This is a genomic window from Terrabacter aeriphilus (genome assembly GCF_039542985.1).
GTDB lineage: Bacteria > Actinomycetota > Actinomycetes > Actinomycetales > Dermatophilaceae > Terrabacter > Terrabacter aeriphilus.
On sequence record NZ_BAABIW010000016.1, the window covers coordinates 43,425 to 69,365 of the forward strand.

General features: G+C 72.3%; 25 protein-coding genes and 3 tRNA genes. 13 read left to right on the plus strand and 15 right to left on the minus strand.

What is annotated here, in order from left to right; all coding sequences use genetic code 11:
• Positions 1–19 precede the first annotated feature (19 nt).
• A complete protein-coding gene (locus ABD979_RS11950; RefSeq protein ID WP_345507700.1) occupies positions 20–982 on the plus strand; it encodes a cold-shock protein in 963 nt (320 codons plus the stop codon).
• Between the two features lie 75 nt (positions 983–1,057).
• Here the strand turns inward: ABD979_RS11950 and ABD979_RS11955 are convergent, their stop codons facing one another.
• The 5 genes from ABD979_RS11955 to ABD979_RS11975 all read right to left on the minus strand — a co-directional run bounded on the left by ABD979_RS11955 (position 1,058) and on the right by ABD979_RS11975 (position 7,709).
• Positions 1,058–1,534 (minus strand): (2Fe-2S)-binding protein, encoded by a 477-nt coding sequence (locus tag ABD979_RS11955; protein WP_345507701.1) that lies wholly within the window; start codon positions 1,532–1,534, stop codon positions 1,058–1,060.
• Positions 1,535–1,544: 10 nt separating this feature from the next.
• On the minus strand, positions 1,545–3,791 hold the full coding sequence (locus tag ABD979_RS11960) for a molybdopterin cofactor-binding domain-containing protein (RefSeq protein ID WP_345507702.1): 2,247 nt from the start codon (positions 3,789–3,791) through the stop codon (positions 1,545–1,547).
• Between the two features lie 274 nt (positions 3,792–4,065).
• Positions 4,066–6,192 carry a hypothetical protein gene (locus ABD979_RS11965; RefSeq protein ID WP_345507703.1) on the minus strand — a complete coding sequence of 709 codons (2,127 nt, stop codon included), beginning with the start codon at positions 6,190–6,192 and terminating at the stop codon, positions 4,066–4,068.
• Between the two features lie 118 nt (positions 6,193–6,310).
• Positions 6,311–7,081, minus strand: a complete 771-nt coding sequence (locus ABD979_RS11970; protein ID WP_345507704.1) for a maleylpyruvate isomerase family mycothiol-dependent enzyme — start codon at positions 7,079–7,081, stop codon at positions 6,311–6,313.
• Entirely contained in the window at positions 7,068–7,709 is a 642-nt protein-coding gene (locus tag ABD979_RS11975; RefSeq protein WP_345507705.1) for an SRPBCC family protein, read from the minus strand. The genes ABD979_RS11970 and ABD979_RS11975 overlap by 14 nt, the downstream gene beginning before the upstream one ends.
• 194 nt (positions 7,710–7,903) lie before the next feature.
• Between ABD979_RS11975 and ABD979_RS11980 the strand changes: the two genes are divergently transcribed.
• The 6 genes from ABD979_RS11980 (at position 7,904) to ABD979_RS12005 (ending at position 13,150) form a co-directional block, all read left to right on the plus strand.
• Positions 7,904–8,833 carry an ATP-grasp domain-containing protein gene (locus tag ABD979_RS11980; RefSeq protein ID WP_345507706.1) on the plus strand — a complete coding sequence of 310 codons (930 nt, stop codon included), beginning with the start codon at positions 7,904–7,906 and terminating at the stop codon, positions 8,831–8,833.
• The gene (locus tag ABD979_RS11985; RefSeq protein WP_345507707.1) at positions 8,830–9,546 is read left to right on the plus strand and encodes a ketopantoate reductase family protein; all 717 of its coding nucleotides are present in this window, start codon (positions 8,830–8,832) and stop codon (positions 9,544–9,546) included. Before ABD979_RS11980 ends, ABD979_RS11985 begins: the two co-directional genes overlap by 4 nt.
• Before the next feature lie 32 nt (positions 9,547–9,578).
• Positions 9,579–10,106, plus strand: coding sequence for a mannitol dehydrogenase family protein (locus ABD979_RS11990; protein ID WP_425583971.1), 528 nt, complete (start codon positions 9,579–9,581; stop codon positions 10,104–10,106).
• A gap of 8 nt (positions 10,107–10,114) precedes the next feature.
• Positions 10,115–11,002 carry an ATP-grasp domain-containing protein gene (locus ABD979_RS11995; protein ID WP_345507709.1) on the plus strand — a complete coding sequence of 296 codons (888 nt, stop codon included), beginning with the start codon at positions 10,115–10,117 and terminating at the stop codon, positions 11,000–11,002.
• 559 nt (positions 11,003–11,561) lie between these two features.
• Complete coding sequence (locus ABD979_RS12000) at positions 11,562–11,879, plus strand: ATP-grasp domain-containing protein (protein WP_345507710.1); 318 nt, start codon at positions 11,562–11,564, stop codon at positions 11,877–11,879.
• A gap of 8 nt (positions 11,880–11,887) precedes the next feature.
• Positions 11,888–13,150 carry an MFS transporter gene (locus ABD979_RS12005; protein ID WP_345507711.1) on the plus strand — a complete coding sequence of 421 codons (1,263 nt, stop codon included), beginning with the start codon at positions 11,888–11,890 and terminating at the stop codon, positions 13,148–13,150.
• Here ABD979_RS12005 and ABD979_RS12010 read toward each other — a convergent pair.
• Both ABD979_RS12010 and ABD979_RS12015 read right to left on the minus strand, forming a co-directional pair.
• Positions 13,137–13,793 carry a response regulator gene (locus ABD979_RS12010; RefSeq protein ID WP_345507712.1) on the minus strand — a complete coding sequence of 219 codons (657 nt, stop codon included), beginning with the start codon at positions 13,791–13,793 and terminating at the stop codon, positions 13,137–13,139. The two genes, ABD979_RS12005 and ABD979_RS12010, sit on opposite strands and share 14 nt — an antisense overlap.
• Positions 13,790–14,854, minus strand: coding sequence for a sensor histidine kinase (locus ABD979_RS12015; protein WP_345507713.1), 1,065 nt, complete (start codon positions 14,852–14,854; stop codon positions 13,790–13,792). Before ABD979_RS12015 ends, ABD979_RS12010 begins: the two co-directional genes overlap by 4 nt.
• Positions 14,855–15,086: 232 nt before the next feature.
• Between ABD979_RS12015 and ABD979_RS12020 the strand changes: the two genes are divergently transcribed.
• The gene (locus ABD979_RS12020; RefSeq protein ID WP_345507714.1) at positions 15,087–15,581 is read left to right on the plus strand and encodes a DUF6326 family protein; all 495 of its coding nucleotides are present in this window, start codon (positions 15,087–15,089) and stop codon (positions 15,579–15,581) included.
• Between the two features lie 207 nt (positions 15,582–15,788).
• Positions 15,789–16,625 (plus strand): hypothetical protein, encoded by an 837-nt coding sequence (locus ABD979_RS12025; RefSeq protein WP_345507715.1) that lies wholly within the window; start codon positions 15,789–15,791, stop codon positions 16,623–16,625.
• Between the two features lie 83 nt (positions 16,626–16,708).
• Here ABD979_RS12025 and ABD979_RS12030 read toward each other — a convergent pair whose 3' ends face one another.
• Positions 16,709–17,002, minus strand: coding sequence for a hypothetical protein (locus ABD979_RS12030; RefSeq protein ID WP_345507716.1), 294 nt, complete (start codon positions 17,000–17,002; stop codon positions 16,709–16,711).
• A 525-nt stretch (positions 17,003–17,527) separates the two neighbouring features.
• Entirely contained in the window at positions 17,528–18,322 is a 795-nt protein-coding gene (locus ABD979_RS12035; protein ID WP_345507717.1) for an LLM class flavin-dependent oxidoreductase, read from the minus strand.
• A 131-nt stretch (positions 18,323–18,453) separates the two neighbouring features.
• On the opposite strand from ABD979_RS12035, the gene ABD979_RS12040 reads away from it, so the two are divergent.
• Positions 18,454–18,855 (plus strand): hypothetical protein, encoded by a 402-nt coding sequence (locus ABD979_RS12040; RefSeq protein ID WP_345507718.1) that lies wholly within the window; start codon positions 18,454–18,456, stop codon positions 18,853–18,855.
• A gap of 147 nt (positions 18,856–19,002) precedes the next feature.
• Here ABD979_RS12040 and ABD979_RS12045 read toward each other — a convergent pair.
• The 4 genes from ABD979_RS12045 to ABD979_RS12060 all read right to left on the minus strand — a co-directional run bounded on the left by ABD979_RS12045 (position 19,003) and on the right by ABD979_RS12060 (position 20,569).
• Positions 19,003–19,077 (minus strand) — tRNA-Val (locus tag ABD979_RS12045).
• Between the two features lie 53 nt (positions 19,078–19,130).
• Positions 19,131–19,201: transfer RNA gene (locus tag ABD979_RS12050), tRNA-Cys, on the minus strand.
• Between the two features lie 29 nt (positions 19,202–19,230).
• Positions 19,231–19,303: transfer RNA gene (locus ABD979_RS12055), tRNA-Gly, on the minus strand.
• Between the two features lie 90 nt (positions 19,304–19,393).
• Positions 19,394–20,569 carry a YihY/virulence factor BrkB family protein gene (locus ABD979_RS12060; RefSeq protein ID WP_345507719.1) on the minus strand — a complete coding sequence of 392 codons (1,176 nt, stop codon included), beginning with the start codon at positions 20,567–20,569 and terminating at the stop codon, positions 19,394–19,396.
• 46 nt (positions 20,570–20,615) lie between these two features.
• Here ABD979_RS12060 and ABD979_RS12065 point away from each other — a divergent pair, with 46 nt between their 5' ends.
• The gene (locus tag ABD979_RS12065; protein WP_345507720.1) at positions 20,616–22,256 is read left to right on the plus strand and encodes an acyl-CoA dehydrogenase family protein; all 1,641 of its coding nucleotides are present in this window, start codon (positions 20,616–20,618) and stop codon (positions 22,254–22,256) included.
• On the opposite strand, the gene ABD979_RS12070 is transcribed toward ABD979_RS12065, so the two are convergent.
• Positions 22,249–23,238, minus strand: coding sequence for a polyphosphate kinase 2 family protein (locus tag ABD979_RS12070; protein WP_345507721.1), 990 nt, complete (start codon positions 23,236–23,238; stop codon positions 22,249–22,251). The two genes, ABD979_RS12065 and ABD979_RS12070, sit on opposite strands and share 8 nt — an antisense overlap.
• A gap of 94 nt (positions 23,239–23,332) precedes the next feature.
• Between ABD979_RS12070 and ABD979_RS12075 the strand changes: the two genes are divergently transcribed.
• A complete protein-coding gene (locus ABD979_RS12075) occupies positions 23,333–24,097 on the plus strand; it encodes a dihydrofolate reductase family protein (RefSeq protein ID WP_345507722.1) in 765 nt (254 codons plus the stop codon).
• Positions 24,098–24,110: 13 nt separating this feature from the next.
• Here the strand turns inward: ABD979_RS12075 and ABD979_RS12080 are convergent, their stop codons facing one another.
• The gene (locus tag ABD979_RS12080; protein ID WP_345507723.1) at positions 24,111–25,316 is read right to left on the minus strand and encodes an alpha/beta hydrolase family protein; all 1,206 of its coding nucleotides are present in this window, start codon (positions 25,314–25,316) and stop codon (positions 24,111–24,113) included.
• 97 nt (positions 25,317–25,413) lie between these two features.
• Between ABD979_RS12080 and msrB the strand changes: the two genes are divergently transcribed.
• Positions 25,414–25,869, plus strand: a complete 456-nt coding sequence (gene msrB / locus ABD979_RS12085; RefSeq protein WP_345507724.1) for a peptide-methionine (R)-S-oxide reductase MsrB — start codon at positions 25,414–25,416, stop codon at positions 25,867–25,869.
• Positions 25,870–25,941 lie beyond the last annotated feature (72 nt).

The window sequence follows — 25,941 nt, forward strand, 5'->3', positions numbered from 1 at the left end:
CCGTGACAAGGAGTCAGCCGTGACCGAGGGAACCGTCCGCTGGTTCGACGCCGACCGAGGGTTCGGCTTCATCGACCTCGGACACGAGGAGGAAGACCTGTACGTGCATGCGTCCGAGATCGTCAGCGACGACGGGACGAGGCTGCTCAGGGAGGGCCAGGTGGTCGAGTTCGAGATCGGCGACGGCGACCGTGGCCCGCAGGCCCGCCGCGTCCGGGTCACGGCCGACCGCTCCGCCGACACGCCGCTGGGTGTGCTCGGCACCGTCTCCTGGTACGAGCCGGCCAAGGGCTACGGCTTCGTCACGCCCGACGGCGGCGATGCCGAGGTCTTCCTGCACAGCTCCGCCATCGTCGGTGGTGGCGTGGTCTCGGAGGGGCAGCGGGTCGCCTACCTCGTGGTCGACGGGGAGAAGGGGCCGCAGGCCGACCACCTGCTCCCGCTGGGAGCCCAGGCGGCCCCGGCCGGCCTGCCGCCCGTGTCGCCCGACGGCGCGGACGGCGCGGACGGCACCGTGTCCTGGTACGACGTGGACAAGGGCTTCGGCTTCATCACGCCCGAGTCGGACGGCCCCGACGTGTTCGTCCACGTCCGCGCCTTGGCCGACGGCCTCCCCGAGCTGATCGAGGGAGACCGGGTGACCTACGACGTCGTCGTCAGCGAGAAGGGCCCGCAGGCGCGCGACGTGCGCCTCGCGCGCAGCTCGGCGCCGCGTCGGGGGCCCACGACGTCACCGGCCCGCGGACGGTCCGGTCACCGGGACTCGTCCGGCGGGCCCGCGCGCGGCGGCGAGGGCGTGGTCGCGCGCTACGACGCGGAGCGCGGTTTCGGCTTCATCGCCCCGGACGCGGGAGGTCCGGACCTGTTCGTGCACGTCTCCGTCCTCCGGGGCACCGACGGGCTGTACCAGGGCGACCGGGTTCGCTACCAGGTCCGACAGAGCGACCGCGGGCCGCAGGCCGATCGCGTCGAGCTGATCTGAGCGGCACGACCGGTCCGGGGCAGCGCGTCCGACGCGCCTGACGTCCGGACCGGTCGTCGCCGGCTGAGACCCGAGCTACATCCGCTCGGCGCCGTCCCGGACGGCTTCCCGGATGCGGTTGTACGTGCCGCACCGGCACACGTTGCGTATGCCGTCCAGGTCGGCGTCGGTGATCTGACGCCCCTCGGCCCGCACCTTGCGCACGAGCGCGACCGCCGCCATGATCTGCCCGGGCTGGCAGTAGCCGCACTGGGCCACGTCGCGCTCGAGCCAGGCCTCCTGCATCGGGTGCAGGTCGGCGCCCACCGTGTCGGGCAGGCCCTCGATCGTCGTGATCTCGTCGTCGGGGCCGACGTCCTTGACCTGCACCGAGCAGGGGTTGAACGCCTTGCCGTTGAGGTGCGACGTGCAGGCCTTGCAGACGTTGATCCCGCACCCGTACTTGGGTCCGGTGATGCCGAGCACGTCGCGCAGGACCCAGAGGAGCCGGACGTCGTCGGCGACGTCGACGGTGACGGCCTCGCCGTTCACCCTGAAGGTGTGCTGTGCCATGGGGTTCTCCTCAGTAGGTGTGGGCCAGGCCGTCGGTGGGCGACGGCGGCACCGGCGGGACGAAGGTCTTCGGGGTGAACGACACCGTGCCGTGGTTGATCGGGAACCGGGTCGGGACGGTGCCGGTGGCCCGGGCGTAGGCGCACGCCGTGGCGGCGACGGTCGCCGCGACGCCTGCCTCCCCCGCCCCACCCGGCAGCTGGGCGTCGGAGGGCATGACGATGCACTCGAAGCTCGGCGGCACGTTCCACTGGCGCGTGTAGAAGTAGTTGTCCCAGCTGGCCTCGAGGAAGTGGCCGTCCTGGAGGTGGTTGCTGCTCGTCAACGCGAGCGCGATGCCGTCGGACACCCCTCCCATCATCTGCGCCTCGAGCCCACGCGGGTTGACGACCAGGCCGGCGTCGATGGCGATGACGGCCTTGGTGACGCGCGGGCCGGTGACTGCCTCACGGATCTTCCGGTTCACCGTCTCGGGCCGGCAGTCGATCTCGACGAGGACCGCCGTGGCGCCCTTGTACTCCGAGTGGATCGCGATGCCCTGCGCCGTGCCGGCCGGCATCGATCGCCCCCACCGTCCGGCCTCGGCGACCTTGCGCAGACAGGCCTTGACGCGCTCGTTGCGCAGGAACGCGAGCCGGAAGGCCAACGGGTCCTTGCGCAGCCTCTTCGCGAGCTGGTCGATGAAGAGCTCGTTGGCGCACGCGACGTCGGGTGAGTAGATGTTGCGCATGCTGCCGGTGTTGAAGCCCATGTCGACCTCGTTGAGCAGCTGCGTGACGACCCCGAAGTTGTAGGGCAGCTCCTGGGTCAGCGTGAAGATCGACTCCGCGAGGCCGAGGTTGCCCAACCCGGCGGGCAGCTCGGAGGCGAGCGCCGTGAGCCGCTCACCGAGGCCGTGCGAGAAGTCGGTCTTGATGCTCGTGTGGCGCTGCTCGAACGTCAGCACCTGTCCCGCGAGGACCGTCGCCCGGATCCGCGAGGTGGCCATCGGGTGCGTCCGACCCTGGCGGGGCTCGTCGGCCCGGTGCCACATCAGCTTGACGGGCTTGCCCATCGCCTTGGAGATCTTCGCGGCCTCGATGGCCGCGTCGCCGAAGAGCTTGTGCCCGAAGGACCCTCCGCCCGTGACGACGTTGACGGTGACCTTGGCGACCGGGAGGCCGACGGCCTTGGCGATGTTGCGCTGGGCGACGATCGGCGCCTTGAGGCCGGCCCAGACGGTGGCACGGTCGCTGCGCACGTCGGCGATGGCGCAGTTGGGCTCGAGCGCCGCACTGCTGCGGAACATGAACTCGAAGCGCATGTCGACGGTCTGGGTCAGCAGCGGCACCTTCGGCACCGCCATCGGCAGCTCGGCGGCCTTGAGCCGCCGGAGCACCGAGTCGTCCGACTGGCCCTCCACGGGTCCACCGGCCCAGGTGACTCGCAGCGCCCGCACGGCGTCGATGCACTGGCCGAAGGTCGCGGCCCGCACCGCCACGCCCGTGTCGACGACGACGACGTCGGTGACCCCGGGCATCCGCCGGACGGCCGCGAGGTTGTCGACGCTCCGTGGCGAGCCGTTGAGCGTCGGGGGGCGACACACCATCGTCGGCAGCGCGTCGGGCACGGAGAGGTCCATCGTGAACTGCTTGCGCCCGGTCACGGCGTCGAGGGCGTCGACCCGGTTGCGTGGCGTGCCGACGACGTCGAAGGACGTCGTCGGGGCGAGCTCGACGTCGACGGCCGTGGTCGTGGACGTGGCCGCGAGACCCGACAGCTCGGCATACGTCCGCCTGCTGCCGTTCGGGGCCGTGACGACGCCGCCCTTGGCCACGAGCGACGACACGTTCGCCCCGAGCGCGGTCGCCGCGGCGCGGAGCAGGGCGCCCTTGGCGATCGCGGCGGCGACCCGGATCGGGGTGAACATCGACTGCATGGTGTTGGAGCCACCGGTCAGCTGGTTGAAGAGCAGCTCGGGGCGCGCGGGGGCGAGCGTCACGCGGACGTCCTCGACGCGCATCGACAGCTCGTCGGCGATGATCATGGCCGCGGCCGTCGTGATGCCCTGGCCCACCTCCATGCGCGGGATCGCGAAGTGCGCGATGCCTGCGTCGTCGACGGTGATGCGGATGAGCTGCGAGGTCGGCAGCGCCGAGTGGGTCTGCAGGTCGCCGAGGTCGTAGAGCTCGGGCACCTGCGGGAGGGTGGGGACGGCGGCGGACGCCGCCTCGGCTCCCCCGATCTCGGCCGCGACGGTGAGCGTGGTGCCGGCCACGACGAATCCGATGAACCGCCTCCGGGAGAACCCGCGCGGCGGTGGGTCCGAGGCTCGAGCGGTGCTTTCGGCGTGCGGCTGGCCAGAGGTTGTCGTCATCGACAGGGGTCCCTTCTCGGAAGGTGCACGCACGGCCTGGGGTGCCGGGGGTGGGGCGAGCCGCACGTGGGGGTGCCGTCGTGGTTCGCCGCGAGGGCAGCACCGGATTGCCCTGTCTCAACGAACGAGACGCCGGAAGGTCACGCAGACCGACTCGGAGCGCGTGCGCGACGGGTCAGCGGGAGACGGCGACGAAGGCGTCGATGAGGGGCTGCACGCCTGCCTTGACGCGCTCGGTGTGCGTGGCACGGTTCCAGGCGTCCCACCCGATCCGGAGGTCGGCGGTGCCGCCGGGACCGGCGTCGACCACGACCCCGATGTCGTCGACCCTCACCCCCACCGGCCGGCCCGACTCGGGCACGACGGCGGTCTTCGACGACGGGTCGGCGAGCCCCAGCATCGACCACGGCAGCCGCAGGGTGATCCGCCTGCCCTCGAGCTGCCAGGTGGTGCGGTCGTCGAAGGCCGCGAGCTTGGGGTCCCACGAGCCGCGCAAGAGACGCCCGACCTCGAGGAACTCCGCCGGCGGCATCTGCTTCGTCAGCGGCAGGACGAAGGGACGGTTCGTGGTGAGGCGCTGTAGGCTCCAGCCGTCCACGGCAGGCTTCGGCACCGACGCGGCCGGCAGGCCGTCGAGGAGCACCGGGTCGATCGCGCCGTCGACGACCATCGTCGCGGTCGCGCTCGCGGGGTCGACCGTGACGGCGTAGTCGTTGACCCCGCTCGTGCGGGTGGCGCTGCCGGGAAGGGCGAGGCCGCCCGGGACGACGTCGAACCCGACCCGCACGGGCGAGGTCGGAGGCTTCTCGAGGTCGATGGTCAGGTAGACCCACGACTGGTCCTGATCGACGGCAACCCGCTGCACCCCTGTGCGCGACTCCCACGGCACCCTCTGGCCGACCTTCGTCGGGTCCTGGGCGACGATGCCGAAGTGCTGCTCGTTGGTGAGTGGGTCGTGCCAGACCGACCGTCGCTCACCGTCGACGACCGCCTGGCGCGGCAGCGTGTTCCAGGTGTACTTGAACCACTCGTCGACCCACGAGAAGACCAGCCCCCCGGCGAGGCCGTTCGTCTCGAGGGTGCGCAGCATGGCGGCGTCCATCGACATCGCCTCCTGCTCGCTGTGGTCGCCCTGGTCACGGCCGTTGGTCCCGGCGTGGGCCGACCCGAGCGAGGAGGGAACCCCGAACTCGGTGACCATGAGCGGCATGTGCGGTGCGAAGTGCTTCTTGAGGTCGAGCAGGTAGGCGACGTAGGCGTCGCCGGTCCCCTGGTAGCTCGGCTGGTGGCGCAGGAAGTCGGGGTAGTACGGGTAGGCGTGGAAGCTCGCGAAGGTCCCCGCCGGCCAGGCCCTGGTCGGCAGGACGTGGTTGGCGTCGACGCCGACCGCGTCCTCCGTCTCGAGGGGCTCGGCCGGGTGGCGCAGGGGGTCGGCCGTGGGCCAGTTGACGAAGGCGATCGGGGCGGCGGTGCCGCGGGCGGCCTCGGCGCCGGCCAGCTCGTCCATCCGGGCGGCGATCCACCGCTCGGTCGGGCTCGCGTCGGCCGTGTTCGCGAAGTAGCGGCCACGGTGCAGCGGCTGCCGGGCGTTGAGCGCGTCCGAGGCCGGGGTCGCCTGGCCGTCCCACTCCACACCGACGATCCAGGCGGCGACCCACGGGGAGACGTCCGCGTCCCAGGTGCCCCCGGCCCGGCCCGCCTGCGCGGCCCGGGTCAGGTCGCCGTGGACGGCTGCCGACGCGTCGCGGACCTCGGCCGTCATGGCCCGGGTGGGGGCGGCGGCGAAGAGGTCGTGGGACCTCAGGTAGGACTCGTCGGGAAGGTAGACGCCCTGCACGAGGTAGAGGGGCGCGTCGCGGTGGGCCTCGTTGTAGGCCTTGAGCTCCTGGTACATGGACGGCGGGTGGATCGTGTACACCCGCAGGGTGTGCACGCCCATCTCACCCATCTGGGTGAACCAGCGGCGGTACTCGTCACGGGTGATCGACAGCTCGCCGGGGCTGTGGCCGGGCGTGGTGCTGCCGAGGTTGACGCCCGACCAGAAGTCGACGTCACCGTGCTGGGTGTGCAGGAGCAGCGTCCCGCCCCGCTGGCCGGCGACGGTGGACAGCCCGCCGCGGGTCACCGGTCGGGGCGCCCACGACCGGGCGTCGGCGGGGGCCGGCTTCCACGCCGCGGCGACCGCGGCTGCGGGCGGGGCTGGCGCCGGGGCCTCACCGGTGCACGCCGCCAGCGCGCCGGCGGCCAGCACCCCGACGACGACGGCGGAACGGCACCTCGCCCGTCGCAGGTCTGGCCTCATCGCGACTTCTCCTCGGCTCGGCAGCGCGGTTCCCAGACTATGCCGAATGCGGCGAATCGCACGTCCGGGGCGTCCGTCTGGACACAGCGGACCCCGGGGCGGGGAGCCGTTTCGCGGCTCAGTAGCCGGGGAAGACCGCTCGGAGCTCGTCCAGCGTGACGTTGCCGGTGACCTCCACGCCTGCCGCGTGCTCGCGCAGGAGCCGCCCGGTGAGCAGCCGCACCACGGCCTCGGCCGGCCCCTCGAACACCGCCGTGGGATCGGCGACGGCGTCGCGCACGCTCACCTGGTCGGTGATCACGAGCGCGCCACCGGGGATCTCCAGGCGCACCTCCTGCTCGATCGCGTCCGCCTTCGCGGAGAAGCCCAGCAGGAACGCCAACGGCCCCTGGAACAGCGCGACGAGCAGCTCGGCGGAGTCGGCATCGATGCTCGCGTCCTGCTCGAGCCCGGCACGCACGTCCCACACGTGGTTGGCGACCTCGTTGAGTCGCATGCCGAGCGCGACGAGCAGGGGCACCGGCTCTGGGAGGAAGCCGAGGTCGACCATCAGGCGGTCGCGCTGTTCAGCGCTGAGTGCGTCGACGGTGGCGAGGTATGCCGCGTCGTGACGGACGAACGCGGCGGCCTGCTCGGCCGGGGCGGACGCGTCCCAGCGCGCCCAGACTGCCTGGTTGTCCTCCGGCTCCACCGGTTCGCCTGCTGCCCCGGCGATCGGCGTGCGGCCGATCTCCGCACCGCTGCCGAGGTGCGAGAGCACCTGGGCGACGCTCCACTCGGATGCACCGCTGGGGCGACCGAGGTCCTCCTCGGACAACGTGGGCACGAGGGCGGCAAGGGCGTCGTGGTTGACGTGCAGCGCCTCGACGACGCGGTCAGGTGTGGTCACGCTCGTGCCAACCACGAGGACGATGCCCTTCTTCCCGCGCCCCGGCTCCCCGACGTTCGTCGCACCTCCCCCGGGCGCTCGCACCCCGACGGCCGGGTCGGGTGCTCAGGCGCTGCCGCAGACCGGCGGCCATGCCTGCGACAGTCAGGACGTCGATGAGCTCCCCGGCCGTCTCGGCGAGCCACCGGCGACGGACGGGCGCCATCCGCAGCCGGAGGAAGACGCGGGTGCCCCCGCCTGCCGGTTCGAGGTTGATCGACCAGGTGAGGCGCATGGCGCCGCGGAGCGAGGTGTAGACGATCGAGCTCGACGGTTCGAGGTGCGCGACCTGGAAGGTCTCGTTCCTGCCGCCGTAGTCCGGGATGACGTCACCGACCTGGAGGTGCTGCCATCGGTCGTCGACCTCCCAGGTTGCCCGCCTCGCCCGCGGCAGCAACCGTTCGAGGGAGGACGGCAGGTACCACCCGGCACGGCCCTTGCCCAGCTGGACGAGCCACGGCCACACCCGCGCGGGAGGGGCCGGCAGGTTGAAGGCGCGGTCCATCACCACGTCAGCCGGATCGACCAGCCCATCGCCCTGACGTGGCGCCACCGTCTCCACCTCGGTTGCCGCGACGAACTCGAACATGCGCTGCCTATCGACGATGGTGGCGACTCTACCCGACCTCCGTCCGGCTCCTCAGCGCGTTGGCGTCGCGCCGGGAAGGCCTGCACGTCGCCCGAGACAGCGTCGTCAGGCGGAGGTACTAGGACCTACGTCCGACTACCCGACCGCCCCTCGGATCGTTGACGCTTCACGGAACGGCGTCAGGAGTTCACCTCATGGACACGATTCGTTCAGGACAGTTCCCTCCCTCGGTCACGCTGCTCGTGGAGCGCCGGTACCTGGGACAGGCTCAACCGCTCGGTCTCGCTCGAGCCCTCGCGGCCAGGGGGGTCCACGTCGAGACCGTCACGGCCGAAGATGTGGCCGCCACGGTCTCGCACCGGCCACAGCGCGTGGCTCCTCGCGACGGACGGGCGGCTGTCGTCGTCCCACGTGGACGAAGTGCGGCTCTGCTCGCCGCCCTACGGATGCGCGAAGCCGCGTCCCAGCGTGTCCTGCACTCGGCGTCGATGATCGAGTCGGTCGTGGACAAGGTCGGGGTGGCTTCGCGGCTGGCCCGGGCCGGCATCGCGACTCCCCGCACGTGGCTGGGTCATCCGGCCCGACTCGCGCAGCGCAGCGACCTCACGTTTCCCTTGATGCTCAAGCCGATTCACGGTGACAACGCGCACGGCCTGCTGGTCGTGGAGAACCGTGCCCAGCTGCGCAGCGTCCCATGGGCGGAACAGGTCGCGCTCGCGCAAGAATTCAGACGCGGCGACGGTCACGACCTCAAGGTCTACGTGGCGGGCAATGACGCCTGGGCCGTGCGGCGCCCGTCACCCGTCGACCCGGACGGGCGACGGAGGGAAGAGACCCCTGCCGGACACGCGGTGGCCCTGACTCCCGCCCTCCGCGAACTCTCCGACCGGTGCCGCGCGTTGTTCGGTCTGTCGTTGTTCGGGATCGACTGCGTCCTCGACGAACGCAACCGGCCTCTCGTCGTCGACGTCAACGAGTTCCCCAACTACCGCGGCATCGACGTCGGAGCCCGTGTCGACGCCGACGGCGTCGACGACGTGCTCGCTCAGGTGGTGATGGGCGTGGGTGTCTCGCCACGGGTGCCGAGGCCCGCCACACCAGCGTCGGTGCGGAGGACGTCGTGAACGGGCCGTCGGGCCCGGCCGTCGTCTTCGGCACCGGGGGCGTCGCGGTCGCGGTCCTGGCCTCCCGTCTGGCCTCCGCGGGTGTGCCCGTCACCCTGGTGAGCCACTCGCCGAGGGCGAGCGAGCGGCTGCAGCACGGTGTGCACGTCGTCAGCGGAGACACCGACGGCGTCGAGCACCGGATCGTCCGTCCCGAACGCGTGCTCTGCATGGATGACGTCGGCTCCGTCGGTCGCGCCGTCGTCACGGCATCGCTCCTCGTCGTGGCGACGTCCGCCGGCGACGACGTCGCACTCGCCTCGACGCTCCGAGCCGCCCTGGGACGGCGCTCGACCCCGACGACCGTTCTGGTGTGCACGAACTCGCCACATGGTGCCGGCCGCCTGGGCCGCCTCGTGGTGGGAACCGACATCCCGGTCGCGCCCGCGGGTCTGACCTTCGCCGGTGTGCTCGTCGACCAGATCGTCACGAACGTCCGCGGGTCTCGTGGGGCACCGACGCTCCGGAGCGAGCGCGCGCGCCCACTGCTCGTCGAGTGCCCCACCGGGGAGTCGTTCCCGGTGCCCTTGCCCGACAGCACGGGGACGGCGCACTTCACGGAGGCACTGGCCGCGAAGCTGTGCAGCTTCAGCCTCGGCCACGCCGCGACCGCCTACCTGGGCGCCGTCCGCGGGCACCGGCGCATCGACACCGCGCTCGCCACCCCGAGGTGAGCGTCGTGGTACGGGACGCCATCGCCGAGGGGATGCGAAGCCGGGCGACAACTCGTGCACGACACACCACCGCGGGTGACCTCGGTTGCGGGTGGGCCGAGGGGGGCTCGGAGCAGGTCACGGCCGACGCGTTGCTCGCCCGGTACGCGAACCCGGTCCTGTGTGACACCGTGGAGCGAGTGGGCCGCGACCCCTTGCGCAAGCTGGCGCGCGGCGACCGCATCTGCGGCCCGGCCCTGGACGCCATCGCGGCGGGCAAGCCCGCGAACGCGCTGGCCGTCACCGCAGCAGCGGCGCTCATGGCCCTGCGCACCGATCGCACGACGCCCGCCTGGCTGCGGGGCGCGCCGGCCGCCGAGGTCCTGTCGACCGTGGCCCAGCTGCCGGCGGACCACGAGTTCGTCCGGCGGGTGTCGCTCGCGTCCTCCGTGCTGACCCGGACCCGCAGCCCGTTGACCGCCCTCGCCCACCTCCGTGGGCACGGCCTCCTGCCGACGGGGCACGAGCCAGCGGTCCACGCCCCCCGATGGGCCCCGACCTCGATCGTGTCCGCGTCGTGAGCGCCGGGATGAGCAGGATGCGCATCGCCGTCATCGCCGACTCGCGCAAGCCCTCGCACCTGAGCCCGTTGGTGACCGATCTGGTGGAGGCGTTCGAGGTCCTCGGGCACGACGCCGCGGTCATCGACCCCGACGCGCAGGGCATGCGACTCGACCACCTCTCGCTCCGTGCCGATCTGTACGTGCTCAAGAGCGGCACCGAGGCAGCCCTGTCGCTGGCCGGAGCCCTGGACCACCTCGGCGCGCGGGTCCTCAACCCGTATGCCGCGGCGGCGGCGTGCCGTGACAAGGTCGTCCAGACCGCGATGCTCGCCGGCGCCGACGTCCCGTTGCCCGACAGCTGGCTCACCACCGATCCCGGCGAGATGGCGGACGAGCTGGTGGGTGGGCCGCTGATCGTCAAGGATCCCAGGGGATCACGCGGTCGCGGTCTTCACGTCGTCCGTCAGCCACACCAGCTCCGTGCCCTCGAGCGGGACCGACCGTGGCTCGTCATGCGCTACCACGCACCCGTCGGCGACGACCTGAAGCTGTATCGGATCGGGCACGAGGTCTTCGGGGTACGCCGCAGGTTCCCCGCTCGCACCCTCGCAGAGAAGCGGGGGGTCCCGGCGGCGGTCGACCCTGACCTCCGAGAGGTGGTCATGCGGTGCGGCGAGCCGTTCGGCATCGACCTCTACGGCGTCGACGTCATCCACTCCGACGGGCGTCCCTGGGTCGTGGACATGTCCAGCTTCCCGGGGTTCAAGGGGGTGCCGGACGCCGCGATGCGTATCGCAGACCACGCGGTGCGCTGGATCCACGGTCCCATCCCCCCGGTCGCGGTGCACGGTCGGAAGCCACCCCGTCGTCACGCTCCCGAGCGGACGCTCCGGGCGGTCCAGGGGTCCTCATGAGGCTCACGTTCATCACGGTCCGGCGCGTGCCGGACCTCCCGAGCCCGCTCCTGGAGGAGGTCACGGTGCTCCTGCGCCGCGCCGGCCACGACGTGGAGCACCGACGGGCCGAGGACACGGTCTTCGACGCCACGGTGCGCGGGACGGGTGGCGATCGCGCGGTCCCGGCCGACCTCTACCTCCTCAAGTCGCACAGCGAGCTCGCGCTGTCGCTGGCCGGCGCCCTCCACGATCGAGGGGCCCGCCTCCTCAACCCCTTCCCGTCCTGTGCCCTGACCCAGGACAAGGTGCGGGCGACCCAGCTGCTGCACACGGCGGGGGTGCCCGTACCGCAGACGCGGGTCGTCTCTGGGCTTCGTGCCGCCGCCGCGCTCTTCGAGGGCGCACCACTCGTGGTGAAGCCGGTTCGCGGGCACCGCGGGTCGGGGGTGCGCCTCGTCCGAGACCTCGGCGACGTGGAGGGGTGGGACGAGTCCGTCGACACCGAAGGGGGCTGTTCGTCCAGCCCCTGGTCGACGGCCCGGGTGAGGACCTCAAGGTCTACGTGGTCGGATCCCGCGTGTGGGCCGTGCGAAAGCCGTTCTCGCCCAACAGCTTCTCCGTTCCCGGGCGACCTGTCGCCGTCGACCCGACGGTGGCCACCGTCGCCAGGCAGGTGGGTCGGGTCATCGGCCTCTCGGTGTTCGGTGTCGACGTGATCGAGAGCCGGTCGGGTCCGGTCGTCGTCGACGTGAACTACTTCCCCGGCTTCAAGGGTTGCGCTGGAGTGGCCGGGCCGCTGGCCCACCACATCCACGCCGTCGCGACCGGTCGGCGAGCCGAGCCGGGCCCGGTGTCGGACGTGTCCGTCGCCACCGGACTGGCCACGGCACGATGAGCAACCCGATGCGACGTCCCACCGCGGCGCACGCGCTGGTCCTCGAGGGTTTCACCTCGAGGCTGTCGTTCGGTCTCGTCACCTTCGCGCTCCCTCTGTACGGGCGGGAGCTGGGGATGTCCATCGCCGAGGTCGGTCTGCTGGCATCGTTCTCCGTCATCGTCTCCCTGGCGCTCAAGCCACTGGCCGGCGTCGTCGCCGACCGCATCGGTCTCAAGCGGGCGCTGCTCGTCGCTCTGGGGCTGCGCAGCCTGCTGTGCCTCGGCTACCTCGCCACGTCCACCCCGCTGCAGGTGTTCGCCGTGCGGGGCTCCCATGGCGTGTCGGACTCCCTGCGAGATCCGAGCGTCCATGCCCTCTTGGCGGAGACGGCTCCGCCGCGCAAGGTGGCGGGGACGTTCGCGTGGTACCAGACGGCCAAGACGTCGGCGGGCGCGATCGGCAAGAGCCTGTCCGGCGTGCTGCTCGTCGCGGCGGGTGGCTTCACGTGGACCTTCGTCACCGCGTTCGCGCTCTCCCTCCTGCCGCTGGTCGTCGTGGCCGCACTGGTGCCGGCGCGTCGACCGACCGCGTCGCCGACGCCCTCCGGGGGCTCCCTCCGCAACGGTGCGTCGGACCGGCCACCTGCGCCGCCGTCGTCCTCTCCGCGCCGTCAGCCTCCCGGTGTCGCAGCGTTCGCCGTCCTCGGGTTCCTCGTCTCGGGGACGTCGGCCCTGCTGACAACGCTGTTCCCCGTCATCGCCACCGAGTACGCCGGACTCTCGCCCGCCCAGGCGGGTGCCCTGTACCTGCTGACGCCCGTACTCGCCCTCACCGGTCCCCTCTGGGGGCGACTGTCCGACCGCGTCAGCCGACCGCTCGTCCTGTCGTTCCGCAGTGCCGCGAACATCGGCTCCGCCGCGATCTACCTGCTCTGGCCCAACCCGGCCGGCCTGTGGACCGGCAAGAGCCTCGACGACCTCGGCAAGGCCGCCTTCCGCCCTGCCTGGGGCTCACTGATGGCGGAGGTCGCCTCCCGGACGCCGTCGCGACGGGCCCGCACGATGGCATACCTCACCGCGGGTGAGGACGCGGGCGACATCGCCGCACCTCTGGTGGCCGGCCTCCTGTGGACCGGTTGGGGCGTCCCGGCACTGCTCATCACGCGCATGGTCGCGGCCGTCGTCTCGGAGGGCTACGCCCTGTGGCTGGACCATCGCTCTCGAGCGGCGGCCCACGACGAGCGCACGGATCGCTCACCCAGAAGCCTGGTCCCCCCTAATCGGCTCTGATGCGTCTGGTGCTGTGTGCCCACATGGCGATCTCGACACGGTTGCGGGCGCCGAGCTTGGTCATCAAGGACGCGACGTGGGACTTGACGGTGCTGAGGCCGACGAAGAGCTCGGTCGCGATCTCGGCGTTGGTCTGGCCCCGCGCCACCAGTGCGAGGACCTCTTCCTCGCGTTCGGTGAGTGGGTCGACAGGCTGGACGGGCACCACCGGCGTCTGCTCGGCGAAGGTGGCCAGAAGTCGGCGGGTGACGTTCGGGGCGATCAGCGCGTCGCCGTTGGCGGCCGCGTGGATGGCCTGCACGAGGAGCGCTGGCCCGGCGTCCTTGAGCAGGAAGCCGCGGGCGCCGGCGCGGAGTGCGCCCAGGACGTACTCGTCGAGGTCGAAGGTGGTGATCACGACGACCGCCATCGGGTCCGCCACGTCCGGTCCGGCCAGACGCCGCGTCACCTCGACGCCGTCGAGGCCGGGCATCCGGATGTCGACGAGGAGGACGTCGGGCCGCAGCCGGGTCGCGAGGTCGAGCGCCGCGATGCCGTCAGCTGCCTCTCCCACGACCTCGAGGTCTGGCTGCGCGTCGAGGATCATCACCAGCCCGGTCCGGACCAGGTCCTGGTCGTCGGCCACGACGACACGGATGCTCACGGCGTCCCCTCCGCCGGAAGGACGGCCTCGACCGACCAACCGCCGCCCGGCTCCGGTCCGGCGGAGAACGACCCGCCGAGGAGCTGGGTGCGTTCGGCCATGCCCAGCAGGCCGAAACCGGGCTGCGGAGGCGCACCCAGCTCGGTGGGTCCGTCGTCGCTGACTCGCAACCTGACGGCCTCGCCCTCTCGTCTCACCGCGATCTCGATGCGGGTCGCGTTCCGGGCGTGCCGTACGGCGTTGGTCACCGACTCCTGCGCGAGCCGGTAGAGCGCGGCGTCCACGGGTTGCGCGAGCCGGGTCAGCGAACCCTGCAGCGAGACCTCGACGGTGGGCGTGGCGTCGACACGGGCCAGGGAGGGTAGGTCGGCGACACCCCGCTGCGGTGAGTATTCGACGGCATCCTCCTCGCGCAGCACCCGCACCATGGACCTCATCTCCGCCAGGGTCCGCGACGCCTCGGACTCGATCGCGGCCAGGACCTCGGCGGCCTTCTCGGGCTGGGCGCCGACGACCAGGCCGGCTGCCTGGGCCTGCACGGCGATGGCCGAGACGTGGTGGGCCACGACGTCGTGCAGCTCGCGAGCGAGCCGCACCCTTTCCTCGTTGCGGATCTCGCGCTGCTGGCGGTGCCAGAGGTCCGCGCGGTAGCGGGACGCCGCCGCGAGGGCGACGACGAACAACAGCAGAGCGCTCCCGCCGAACGCGTCGGCAGCGCTCGCGGCGGCGGCATACATCCCCAGCGCCACGACGACCGTCACGAACGTCGTCCCTGCGACGATCTCCTGACCCGAGCCCCAGCGCACCAGGGCGTGGAGCAGGACCAGGACGGCACCGAGGGAGTAGAGGTCGAGGTCCCCGGCGTGCACAGCCAGCTGGAGGACCGAGAGCAGCCCGGCGACGCCCCACCCGACCAGTACAGCCTGCAGGGGGCGGGCGCGCCGCCAGAGCAGGGCGGGGACCAACGCCAGTGCGAGCACCATGACCACCGGCCGCAAGGCCAACCCAGGCCGGAGCACGACCTCGACGAGCGCGCCGGCCGCGAACACGCCCACCAGCATCCAGTCGAGTCGACCGACGGGTGGAGCATGCGCAGGCCGCGGCTCGTGCCAGATGGAGCGCCCGCCGGTGACCACGGCCTCAGCCTAGGGTTCGTGGCATCTCCGCGTACCAGCCGAAAGGACGAGGGAGAGACCGTGCTTCCGGCCGGGTGAGCTCGAGCCTCCGGGCGGAGGTGCCCGTCGTCGGAATCGGTGATCGTGGACGCACCCTCACTACGACATCGGAGCCACCATGAGCACACGTCAACCCCTCGGCCGTCCCACACTCGTCGACCACCCGATCCCGGTGCAGGCCAAGCTCGCCGCCGCGTGGACGAGCTTCATGCTCCTCTACGCCTACGTGGACATCCTCGGCTTCTACACCCCGGGCACCGTCACGGACATCCTCGATGGCAAGGTCTACGAGTTCGACCTCTCCCAGACCTTCTCGACCACGGTGCTGACCGTCCTGGCCGTCCCGATGTTCATGATCGTGCTGTCGATGACGTTGCCCGCCCGGGTCAACCGCACGACGAACCTGGTCGTGGCCTCGCTCTTCGTCCCCTTCACCGTCTTCAACGTGGCTGGTGGGTTCTACCTGCTCTTCTACGGCCTCGGCGTCGTGCTGGAGCTGGTCCTGCTCGCCTTCATCGTGCGGCACGCCTGGACCTGGCCCCGCACCACACCGTCGGAGGCCACGGTCGCCAGCCGGCACCCCCAGAGCGCGCGCGTTCAGCAGGACGCCTGACGTCAGGTGCAGCCCTGCCGTTGCGCTCGGGCTCCGGCGGGGTCCCCACCTGCCACCGCCTTCCTCCGCCTGCCTGTCCACCCCACCGGCTCATACCCCGGTCGTACGAAGCCGCACCTGAGGGGCGACGCAGGCCTGATGTGCCGGCCAGCCCCTCTCGGCAAGGGTGCTGCCATGAACTGCGATCCCTCTCGAGAGGTGACACCGATGACCGCAACCGCACCCACGGTCGCCGGTTCGGCTCGACCGCTCCACCTCGGAGCGCTGACGGCGGCGACTGCCCTGCTCGCCACACTGGTGGCCCTGGCGCCGTTCCCGCTGGCCTCGGCGCTGTTCGGCGGTCGCTACCCGGACCTGGGCGCGCTGCGCGTCGGTGTCACCCACGGGTTCGTCCACCTCTGGGCCGCCGGTGACGGCCGGCTGGGCGAGCTCGCAGCGACAGCAGACTTCTGGGCGAGGTTCCACCTCGTCAAAGCGACGCTGTCGTCGCTGCTTCTCGTCGCCGTCTGCATCCTGCTCGCGAGGGTGTGGCGAGCGAGCACGGCCGCCGGCACCCGTGGCCGGCGCTGGAGCCTCGCGGGGCTGGGGCTCGGCGCCACCGGACTGGCCGTGGTTGCGCTGCTGGCAGTCGTCGCCAACCTCCAGGGTGCCGTGGCTCCGCTCTCATCGGTGCTGGGGGTGTTGTCGTTCGCGGACCCGGGTCGCCCGCTGGGACCGGCCGTGGAGCAGGCACGGCAGGCGGTGGAGAGCGGCGCCACGACGCCCGCGGTGGAGGTGCTCCGAGCTGACTTCGTGCGCTACCACGCGGTCATGGCGATGCTGGGAGCTGCTGTGACCTCGGGTCTGATCGTCGGTGCCGTCATGCTGTGGCGCCGGCGGCGTCGCACGGCCCGGAACGAGCGGTCGTGGCGGCGGGTGCTCGCCGCGGGGTCCATCGGCGTGCTGGTGCTCGCCTCAGCGTTCGCCGTCGTCACTGCGGCGAACACCTCGACCGCGCTCCGCCCCTCGGTCGCACTGCTCGGCTTGCTCGCCGGGGGCGCCTGACGTGTCAGTCCTGCGGTCGCCCTGTGAGGGCCCGCTCCCTTGTCGGAGGCGTCGTCGGAGGCGTCGTCGGCGTCGCCGGACGGCTACAGCGAGAACGCCCACCGAGTCAGCAGCTCGTGCGCTTCCCGCAGTCGCCGTGAGGAAGCGACCTCGTGGGTGTCCGCGCTCCCGCGACGACGCTCGACCTGGAACAACCCGTCTGAGAGCCGGAGCACCTGCGCGTACGTCTGACCCGACGCATCCACGACCTTCTCGACGATGACCCACGTGCCGTCACCCGCGGCGACGTCCTCGAGGAGCAGGAGGAGGACGTCCTCGGAGGGGTCGTCGTAGGTGTCGCCGTTCTCCATGACTGCTCTGAACGTGCGCGTGGGCATACCCCCACCCTCTCGCATGCAGCGACCCACCGGACACCATCGCCGGAACTCCGGCGACGGTGCCTCGGCGCAGGCCCTCCGCTGCCGCCGTGTCGATGCGGTCGGTCTCGCGCCCGACGCCGGCCGCGTCGAAGGTGGCCGAGGCGTCGCGGCCCTCGGCCAGGAAGCGGACGGGCGCGGCGGCGTGGGCGCGACCCGGCATACGTGCCGTGGTCGTTGCGACCGTGAGGCAAGCGGTAGTCGTCACCGGAGTCGAGGGCGTCTCGCTACGCGTGCAGCCCGTCGTCGGCGTCCTCGCTCATACGTTCCGGCGCGATCCCGATGTCGAGCACGCGTCGTCCACGGCCCCAGGGTCCAGCCGCGCCGTCCCCGCGTGCAAGCCTGCCCACTGTCGGCGGTGGACGACGGAGGTGTCGCCTGGAGCACGCCGCGCGGGACCGACTCGCCGCCATCGTCAGACGCGACGTCGTCCCGGCCGAGTCAGACAGCGCGTCGCCGGGCGGCCCGGCGGCCTGACCTGCCGCCTCAGGGGCCGGCCTCGATCGTCTGTCGTACCTCGGCGAGGTCGAGGTCGTAGGGCCCGATCCGGGTCAACAGCCACGAGGCGCCACGGTCGAGCCACGGCGTCGGGTCCTGCCGGGGCTGCAGGTCGACGACGACGTCGAACCCGTCGGACCCGTCGGTCGGGCGGTGCGCCGCGAAGCCGGCGGTCACGTCGTCGAGGTCGTCGGGTCCCTCCAGACCGATGACGAAGTAGCCGTCGTGGCCCGCGGCCCGCCGCAGGGGGGCCCGGTTGCCGAACCGTCCCGCCAGCCAGATCGGCACGGCCGGCGCCGGTCGGAAGCCGACGTCGCGGACGGTGTAGTGCGTCCCGACGTGGTCGACCGGCTCGCCGGAGAGCAGGGCGGTCAGCACGTCCAGACCCTCGTCGAGCATCCGGCCACGGACTCGCGGGTCCGGCTCGTCGCCGAAGGCGCTGAACTCGCCGACCCAGTCGTCGCCCAGGCCCAGGCCCAGGACGAAGCGGCCACCGGAGAGCACCGCGAGGCTCGCAGCCTGCCGGGCCAGCACCTGCGGGCGGCGCCGCGGCAAGGGCGTCACCATCGGCCCGAACACCATCGTCTCCGTCCGCATCGCCACCGCCGCGCAGCACGTCCAGACGTCGGCGATCGACGTGACCCGGTCGCCGTACTGGAGGTGGTCCCACAGGAAGAACCCGTCCCAGCCGGCCGCCTCCGCCGTGGCGGCGAGGTCACCGACGACCCCGGCGTCGGCCAGGGCGTCGAAGGGAGCGAGGAAGAGCCCGCGTCGCGTGGTCATGGCCCCGATCATGCCGTCAGCCGCTGACACGAGTCTCGAGGGCGGCCACTCACGCTCCTGGGGCGAGCAGACCCTCCACCGCTTCGCCATCGACGTCGCGTGCCCGTCCCCCGAGCCAGAGGAGCACCGCCATGGAGCGAGAGCCGAGCCGTTCGACACCGGACCCAGACGTGACGGCCGAGCACGAGGAGGCCGTGGCGCGCGGAGAGAAGCGGGTCCTGCGCAGGACGACGGACGGCCGGCTGCACAGCTTCCCCGCGGACGAGATCGGCTTCAGCCCCGGACGCGGCCAGGCCCAGGTCAGGACGTGGTGGGGCATGGCCGTCCTCGCGACCGTCATGGCGCTACTCACCCTGGGATCGCTCTGGATGCTCCTCGCACCGATCGGGCAGGGCGAGACTCCGGAGTGGTACGCCCTCTGGGGCCTCGTCCCGGGAGCGCTCTTCACCTGGTATGCCGTCCGGCTGGCACGCGACGAGTACCTCGCGGTCAGGGTCCGCCGGGAGCGCGGCTCGCCCGAGCCCGGAGCCTGAGTCCCGGCATCGGATCGGCTCACACCGGCCCCGCCCGAGCCGGCCGCAGTCCGTCCGGGGTCACCCGGTGGCGGGTGTCGGGACCGGCCTGTCAGAACGAGAACAGCCCCTGACCGGCGTCTTCGCTGGTCAGGGGCTGTCTCGTGGTGGTGGGCGATACTGGGTTTGAACCAGTGACCTCTTCCGTGTCAAGGAAGCGCGCTACCGCTGCGCCAATCGCCCGTGGGTCGTGCTCTTCAGTTCTGGGTGCTGCTGTGGTGCTGATGGTGCTACCGAGGTGGAGACGGGATTTGAACCCGTGTACGCGGCTTTGCAGGCCGCTGCCTCGCCTCTCGGCCACTCCACCGTGGAAGGCAAGTGGATCTATTGCCTCCGAGCGGACGACCGGGCTCGAACCGGCGACCTCAACCTTGGCAAGGTTGCGCTCTACCAACTGAGCTACGTCCGCGGAACACCAGCGGTGTAACTTCCCCGCTGCGTGTTTGGTAGACATTAGCCGATCGATCCACGAGATACAAAACCGGCTCTGGCGGCCTCCTCAGCCCTGCCGGGCGGCCCCTCGACGGGCCTCTCGCGAGGCCTCCCGGGAGGCCTCCTCGGCCCCCTTCGCGCCCTCCTCGACGCCGCGCCGGACGGCCGCGGCGATGGGTCCCTGCCCGAGGTGCTCGAACTGCTGGTCGCGCGCCTGGGCCGTGCTCTCCGCTGCACGATCCCCGTCGTCGACCGCCCGCGCAGCGCCCGAGGCGGCGGCGGTCGGCTCGTTCCGGCTCAGCAGCCCACCGGCGCCCTCCATGGCCCAGTTGACGAGCCGCACGTCCGCACCGGGGTGCAGAGGCGCGGGCCAGAGCGTGCGGACGGCCGCGTTGAGCCCCGCGCCGATGAGGATGGCGACCGCCAACGCATACAGCCAGATGAGCAGCACGATGGGCGTGCTGAGCGGCCCGTAGATCGACGAGCCGCCCATCGAGACCTCGAGCGAGATGCGCACGACGTACGACGCCCCGATCCAGATCGCCATGGCGAGCGCGGCGCCCGGCACGTTGCGCAGCCACGGGCTGCGCTGAGGCGTCGACACGTGGTACATCGCGGCGAGGAGCGCGACGCTGAACACGACGAGCGTCGGCCAGTAGAGCGCCTTCGTGACCGTTGCCGCGGCGTCGGGCAGCCACGAGGCGAGGATGCCGGGACCGAGCAGCATGAGCGGCAGCACGACGATCGCCGAGAGGATGCCGAACGTGTAGAGGAGCAGGCTGAAGGCGCGCAGGTGCACGATGCCACGAGCGTCCTTCTGGCCGTACATGATCGAGACGGTGTCGACGAAGACGTTGAGCGCGCGGGAGCCCGACCACAGCGACAGCAGGAAGCCGACGGAGATGATGTCGGCGCGACCGCCCCGCAGCACGTCGGTGATCGTCGGCAGCAGCAGCTCGTTGATGCTCGACTCCGTGAGGAACCGCGCCGCGTAGTCCTGGATCGTCGAGATGACGCGACTGATCGTGTCGTCACCGATCCAGCCGCCGACGAAGCCGAGCCCGCCGAAGAGCCCGAGCACGAGCGGCGGCAGGCTGAGCAGCATGAAGAACGCACCCTCCGCCGCGAGCCCGGTCACCCGGTAGCGCAGGCACACCCGGATCGTCTCCAGCGTCAGTCGCGCCAGCGGCACGCCCCACGGCACCCGCTCCAGCCCAGCCCGCACCCGCCCACGCACATTCATCACCTCCGAGGCTAGTCGGTCGCGCTCCCCCGCCTACCCTCGAGCCGTGAGCACCCACGACGTGACGAACCAGGTGCCGCCCTTCGTCGGCGGTGACTTCCTCGCGGACGACCCCGCGCTCCTCGAGGGCGTGCGCCGCTGGGCCGGCCCTGCCGCCGCCGAGGACCTCGCGCCCCTCGCCCGTCTCGCGGGGTCCGAGGAGGCGCAGGAGCACGGCCGGCTGGCCGACACGCACCGGCCGGTGCTGCGCACGCACGACGCCCGCGGCAACCGTGTCGACGAGGTGGCGTTCCACCCCTCGTGGCACTGGCTCCTGACGCAGGCGACCGGGGCGGGCCTCACCGCCGAGCCGTGGACCCTCCCGCCCCGCAGCGGCGCCCACGTGCGCCGCGCCGCCGGCTTCGTGCTGTGGTCACGCGTCGAGGCGGGCCACGGTTGCCCCGTCTCGATGACGTATGCCGCCGGCTCGGCCCTGCGCCACGACGTCACCCTGGGCAACCGCTGGCTACCTGCCCTAGCGGGCCGCTCCTACGACGCCGCGCTCCGCCCTGTCACGACCAAGACGAGCGCCCTCGCCGGCATGGGCATGACCGAGAAGCAGGGCGGCTCCGACGTGCGCGCCAACACCACCCGCGCCGAGCCGTCGCCGGGTGGCCCGCTGCCCGGTGACACCTACCGGCTGACGGGCCACAAGTGGTTCTGCTCCGCCCCCATGAGCGACGTCTTCCTCGTGCTGGCCCAGGCGCCCGGCGGGCTCACCTGCTTCGTCGTGCCGCGCGTGCTCGACGACGGCGCCCGCAACGCCTTCGCCCTCCAGCGCCTCAAGGACAAGCTCGGCAACCACGCGAACGCCTCGAGCGAGGTCGAGCTCGACGGCACGTGGGGCAGCCGACTCGGCGACGAGGGCCGGGGCGTGCGCACCATCCTCGACATGGTCGCGGCCACGCGCCTCGACTGCGTGCTCGGGTCGACCTCGACGATGCGCGATGCCGTCTCGCGGGCCACGCACCACGCCCGGCACCGCCGCGCGTTCGGGGCGCTGCTCGTCGACCAGCCGCTCATGCGCAACGTGCTGGCCGACCTCGCGCTCGAGGCCGAGGCGGCCACGGTGCTCGGCCTACGTCTCGCCCACGCCGTCGACACCGGCGAGACCGAGCTCGCGCGCCTCGGCGTGGCGCTCGGCAAGTTCTGGGTGTGCAAGCGCACCGCGCCCATGGTGGCCGAGGCGCTCGAGTGCCTCGGCGGCAACGGCTACGTCGAGGAGAACGGCCTCGCCCGCCTCTACCGCGAGGCGCCGCTCAACTCGATCTGGGAGGGCTCGGGCAACGTCAACGCCCTCGACGTCGTGCGCGCCCTGACCCGTGAGCCCGCGACGCTCCAAGCGCTGACGAAGGAGCTGCACACGGTGCGCGGGCAGAGCAGCGAGCTCGACGCCTACATGGACTCGGCTGTGGCGCAAGCGGACTCACTCGACGCCGACACGTCTGCGGCAGCCTTCGGCGCCCGCACGGTCGTCGAGCGGCTGGCTGTCGCGCTCCAGGCCGCGCTCGTGCTCCAGCACTCCCCCGGCCCCGTCGCGGACGCCTTCGTCGCGAGCCGGGTCGGCGGACGCCGCGGGCACACGTTCGGATCGCTCGACGTCGACCTCGCCGGGGCGACCGACGCCGTGCTGGCGCGGGTCAGCTGAGCTCGAGCCGCTTCTTCTCGGCCTCGACGTCGAAGTCGGGCGGCGGCCACTGCAGGTTCATGCCCCGCAGCGCGTCGAGCAGCAGCTGCTGGACGGCGAGCCGGGCATACCACTTCCGGTCCGCCGGCACGACGTGCCACGGCGCGCCCACGGTCGAGGTCTTGTCGAGCACGGCCTGGTAGGCCTCCATGTACTCCCCCCAGTGACCCCGCTCGTCGACGTCGCCGGGGTTGTACTTGTAGTACTTGTCGGGCCGGTCGAGGCGCTCGCCGAGGCGGTCCTTCTGCTCGTTCTTGGAGATGTGGGTCATCACCTTGATCACCGTCGTGCCGGACGCCGCGAGCTTGCGCTCGAAGGCGTTGATCTGCGCGTAGCGCTTCGACCAGACCTCCGGCGGCACCAGGTCGTGCACGCGCACGACGAGCACGTCCTCGTAGTGCGACCGGTCGAACGCCCCCAGCTGGCCGGGCTCGGGCAGCGCCCGCTCGATGCGCCAGAGGAAGTCGTGCGCCCGCTCCTCCTCGGTGGGTGCCTTGAACGCCGTGGCGCGCACGCCCTCCGGGTTGACGGAGATGACGTGCCGCATGATCCCGCCCTTGCCGGAGGTGTCCATGCCCTGCACGACGAGCAGCACCGACCGCTTCGACCCGCTCCGCGACTCGGCCCAGAGCCGCTCGAGCAGGTCGGAGAGCTCCGCCTCGCACGCCTTGAGCGCCGCCTTCCCGGCGAGCTTGTCGCCGGTGAACCCCGGGGTGGCCCGCGTGTCGACCTCGGCGAGCACGAAGCCCTTGCCGACGCGCAGCTCGTTCGTCAGGTCGGTGATCTGCTCGACCGACTCGGCCTCGTGCGCCGCCACGGCCTCGTCGAGCTCGGCCTGCTCCTCGACCGCCCGCTCGGCGGACGCACTGACGGGCGAACCGCCCTTGCCGCCCTTGTTGCCCTTGCCGTGCTTGCTCTTCGCGCCCTTGGCTCCCTTGCCCATGCCGCCATCCTGCCCGACCCGGGCCGGCTCTGCCGGAGTTGCGACCGGGTGACCCGTGCGCGCGCCCGGCCGACGGCTGGCCGATACTGCTCGCATGCGCCTGCTCCTGCCCGGCTCCAGCGGCCTGCCCGCCCCCACCGCCCTCGACGACGCGGGTCTCTTCACGGCCTATGCCCCGCCGGCCCGGGCGTGGCTGCGGTGCAACATGGTCAGCTCCCTCGACGGCGCCGCGACCGGGGCCGACGGCCGCTCGGGCTCGATCAACAACGAGGCCGACCACGCCGTCTTCGAGGTGCTGCGGGCGCTGAGCGACGCGGTCGTCGTCGGGGCCGGCACGATCCGTGACGAGGGCTACCCGCCGCTGTCGGTCGCCGAGCCGCTGCGGGCCCTGCGCCGCGAGCAGGGGCTCGCCGACGCGCTGCCCCTCGTCGCCGTCAGCAACCGCGGGGTCGTGCCCGAGACGCTCCGCGGCTGCCGCGACGGCCGCGCCCTGCTCGCCGCCCCGGCCGGCGCCGAGCACCTCGACGAGGCACGGCGGGCCCTCGGCGACGAGCACGTGCTCGTCTGCGGCGACGAGACGGTCGACCTCGCGGCGCTCGTGGCGATGTTGCACGCGCGCGGTTGGCAGCACCTGCTCACCGAGGGCGGCCCGGGCCTGCTCGGCTCGTTCCTCGCCGCCGGGCTCGTCGACGAGCTGTGCTTCACCATCGCCCCGCAGGTCGTCGGCGGAGAGCACCCGCGCCCCGTCTCCGCCGACGGGGCCCCGACCGACCTCGACCTCGAGACGCTCGTCGAGCAGGACGGCACCCTCATGGGCCGCTGGTTCGTCCGGCGTCCCTCCGCACCGTCGGACGAGTGAGAACCCTTCTGGCTCAACGACTCTCGACGAACTCGCGGAGCGAGCGCTCCCAGCGCCCGCTGTCGTAGTTCCACTCGCGGCAGTGCCGCGCCGTCTGCCACCGGTCGAAGCGCACGAGGTCGGGCCGTCTCCGGGCCAGCGCGACGGCGGGACCGATCGGCACGAAGTCGTCGCCGTCCGAGTGGATGACGAGCATCGGGTGGCGCAGCTCGTCCGCCCGACCGACCCAGTCGGTGCGGGCGACGTCGATGGGCTCGTGCACGCCGACGAGCCGGCGGCTGCGTGACGATCCCATCAGGTCGGTCGCCATCCGCACGAGCGGGCCCGGCACCTGGTGCAGGCGGCCGTGGTGGCGCAGCACGACCCCCCAGTCCAGCACGGCCGAGTCGAGCACGACGCCGACGACGAGGTCGGAGAGCGGGGAACGGTCGAGGGTCTGCAGGACGATGGCGCCCCCCATCGACCACCCGAGCAGGAGGATGCGGCGCGCTCCCTGCGACACGGCATACGCCATCGCGGCCTCGACGTCGCTCCACTCGGAGAGCCCGAGGTTGTAGCGCCCGTCGGGGCCACCGGGAGAGTCACGGTCGTTGCGGTAGGCCGCGACGAGGCTCGTCCACCCGGCCGCGCGGAGCACGGGGACCGCGCGCAGCGTCTCCTCCTTGCGCGCGCCGCGCCCGTGCACGAGCACGGCCCAGTCACCGGGCCTGCCGCCGCCCGCACCGGTCTCGCCGGTCTCGACGTGGCGCCCCGGTTCCGGGCGCACGACCCAGCCGGGCAACGGGCCGACGTCGGAGTCGATCGCGACGTCCTCGTCGGGCAGGCCGAGGCTGACGGAGGGGCGGTCCCAGTAGTAGTACTGGTTCCAGCGCGCCGTGCCGTCGGCGAGCGTGCCCCGGTCGACGGCCAGCAGCCGCCGCGTCACGCTCGTGGCGTCCTGCTCGACGATGTCGCCCACGCGGGCGTGCCCGGCTCCCCCGTCGAGCCACACGCCGTAGCGCCCCGGCACGAGCGGGTCGGGCCCGGCGGCGAAGGTCACGGTGTCGGCGTCGTGGCGCAGGATCGTCACGTCGTCGGGCTGCAGCTCGTCGGGGGTGACGACGCGGCGGGCGAACCAGGCGGCCGCGGCCACCGAGCCGGCCGCGGCCCCGACGACGGAACCGGTGCCTGCCGCGGCCGCGACGAGCACCGGGCGCGAGACGAGCCGACGCACCTGCACGCCGTCATCCTCGCAAACGCCGCAGCCCGGGCACCGCGCGCCCCGCCGTCGGCGCGGGACCGGGCACAAACCGCGCCGTCGTGGCGTTGGTCAGGACATGAGTGACCAGAGCACCTCCCAGCAGCCGTATGCCGTCCAGCGCACCGAGGACGAGTGGCGCGCCGCCCTCTCGCCCGCCGAGTACAAGGTGCTGCGCCAGGCCGGCACCGAGCCCGCCTTCCGCGGGGAGTACACCGACACCAAGACCCAGGGCGTCTACTCGTGCCGCGCGTGCGGCGCCGAGCTCTTCCGCAGCGACACGAAGTTCGAGTCGCACTGCGGGTGGCCGTCCTTCTACTCGCCCCTCGCCGGTGACTCGGTGCAGTACATCGAGGACCGCACCTTCGGGATGAAGCGCGTCGAGGTCCGGTGCGCCACGTGTGGCTCGCACCTCGGCCACGTCTTCGAGGGCGAGGGCTACGACACCCCGACCGACCAGCGCTACTGCATCAACTCCATCTCGCTGCGGCTCCAGCCGGACGAGACCTCCGAGTCGGGCAGCGCCCCGGCCTGAGCCTCGGCCTCACCCCGCTCGTGAGCGACCGTGCGATCGTGCGGCCGCCTCGCAGGGACACCCCTGCTGGGC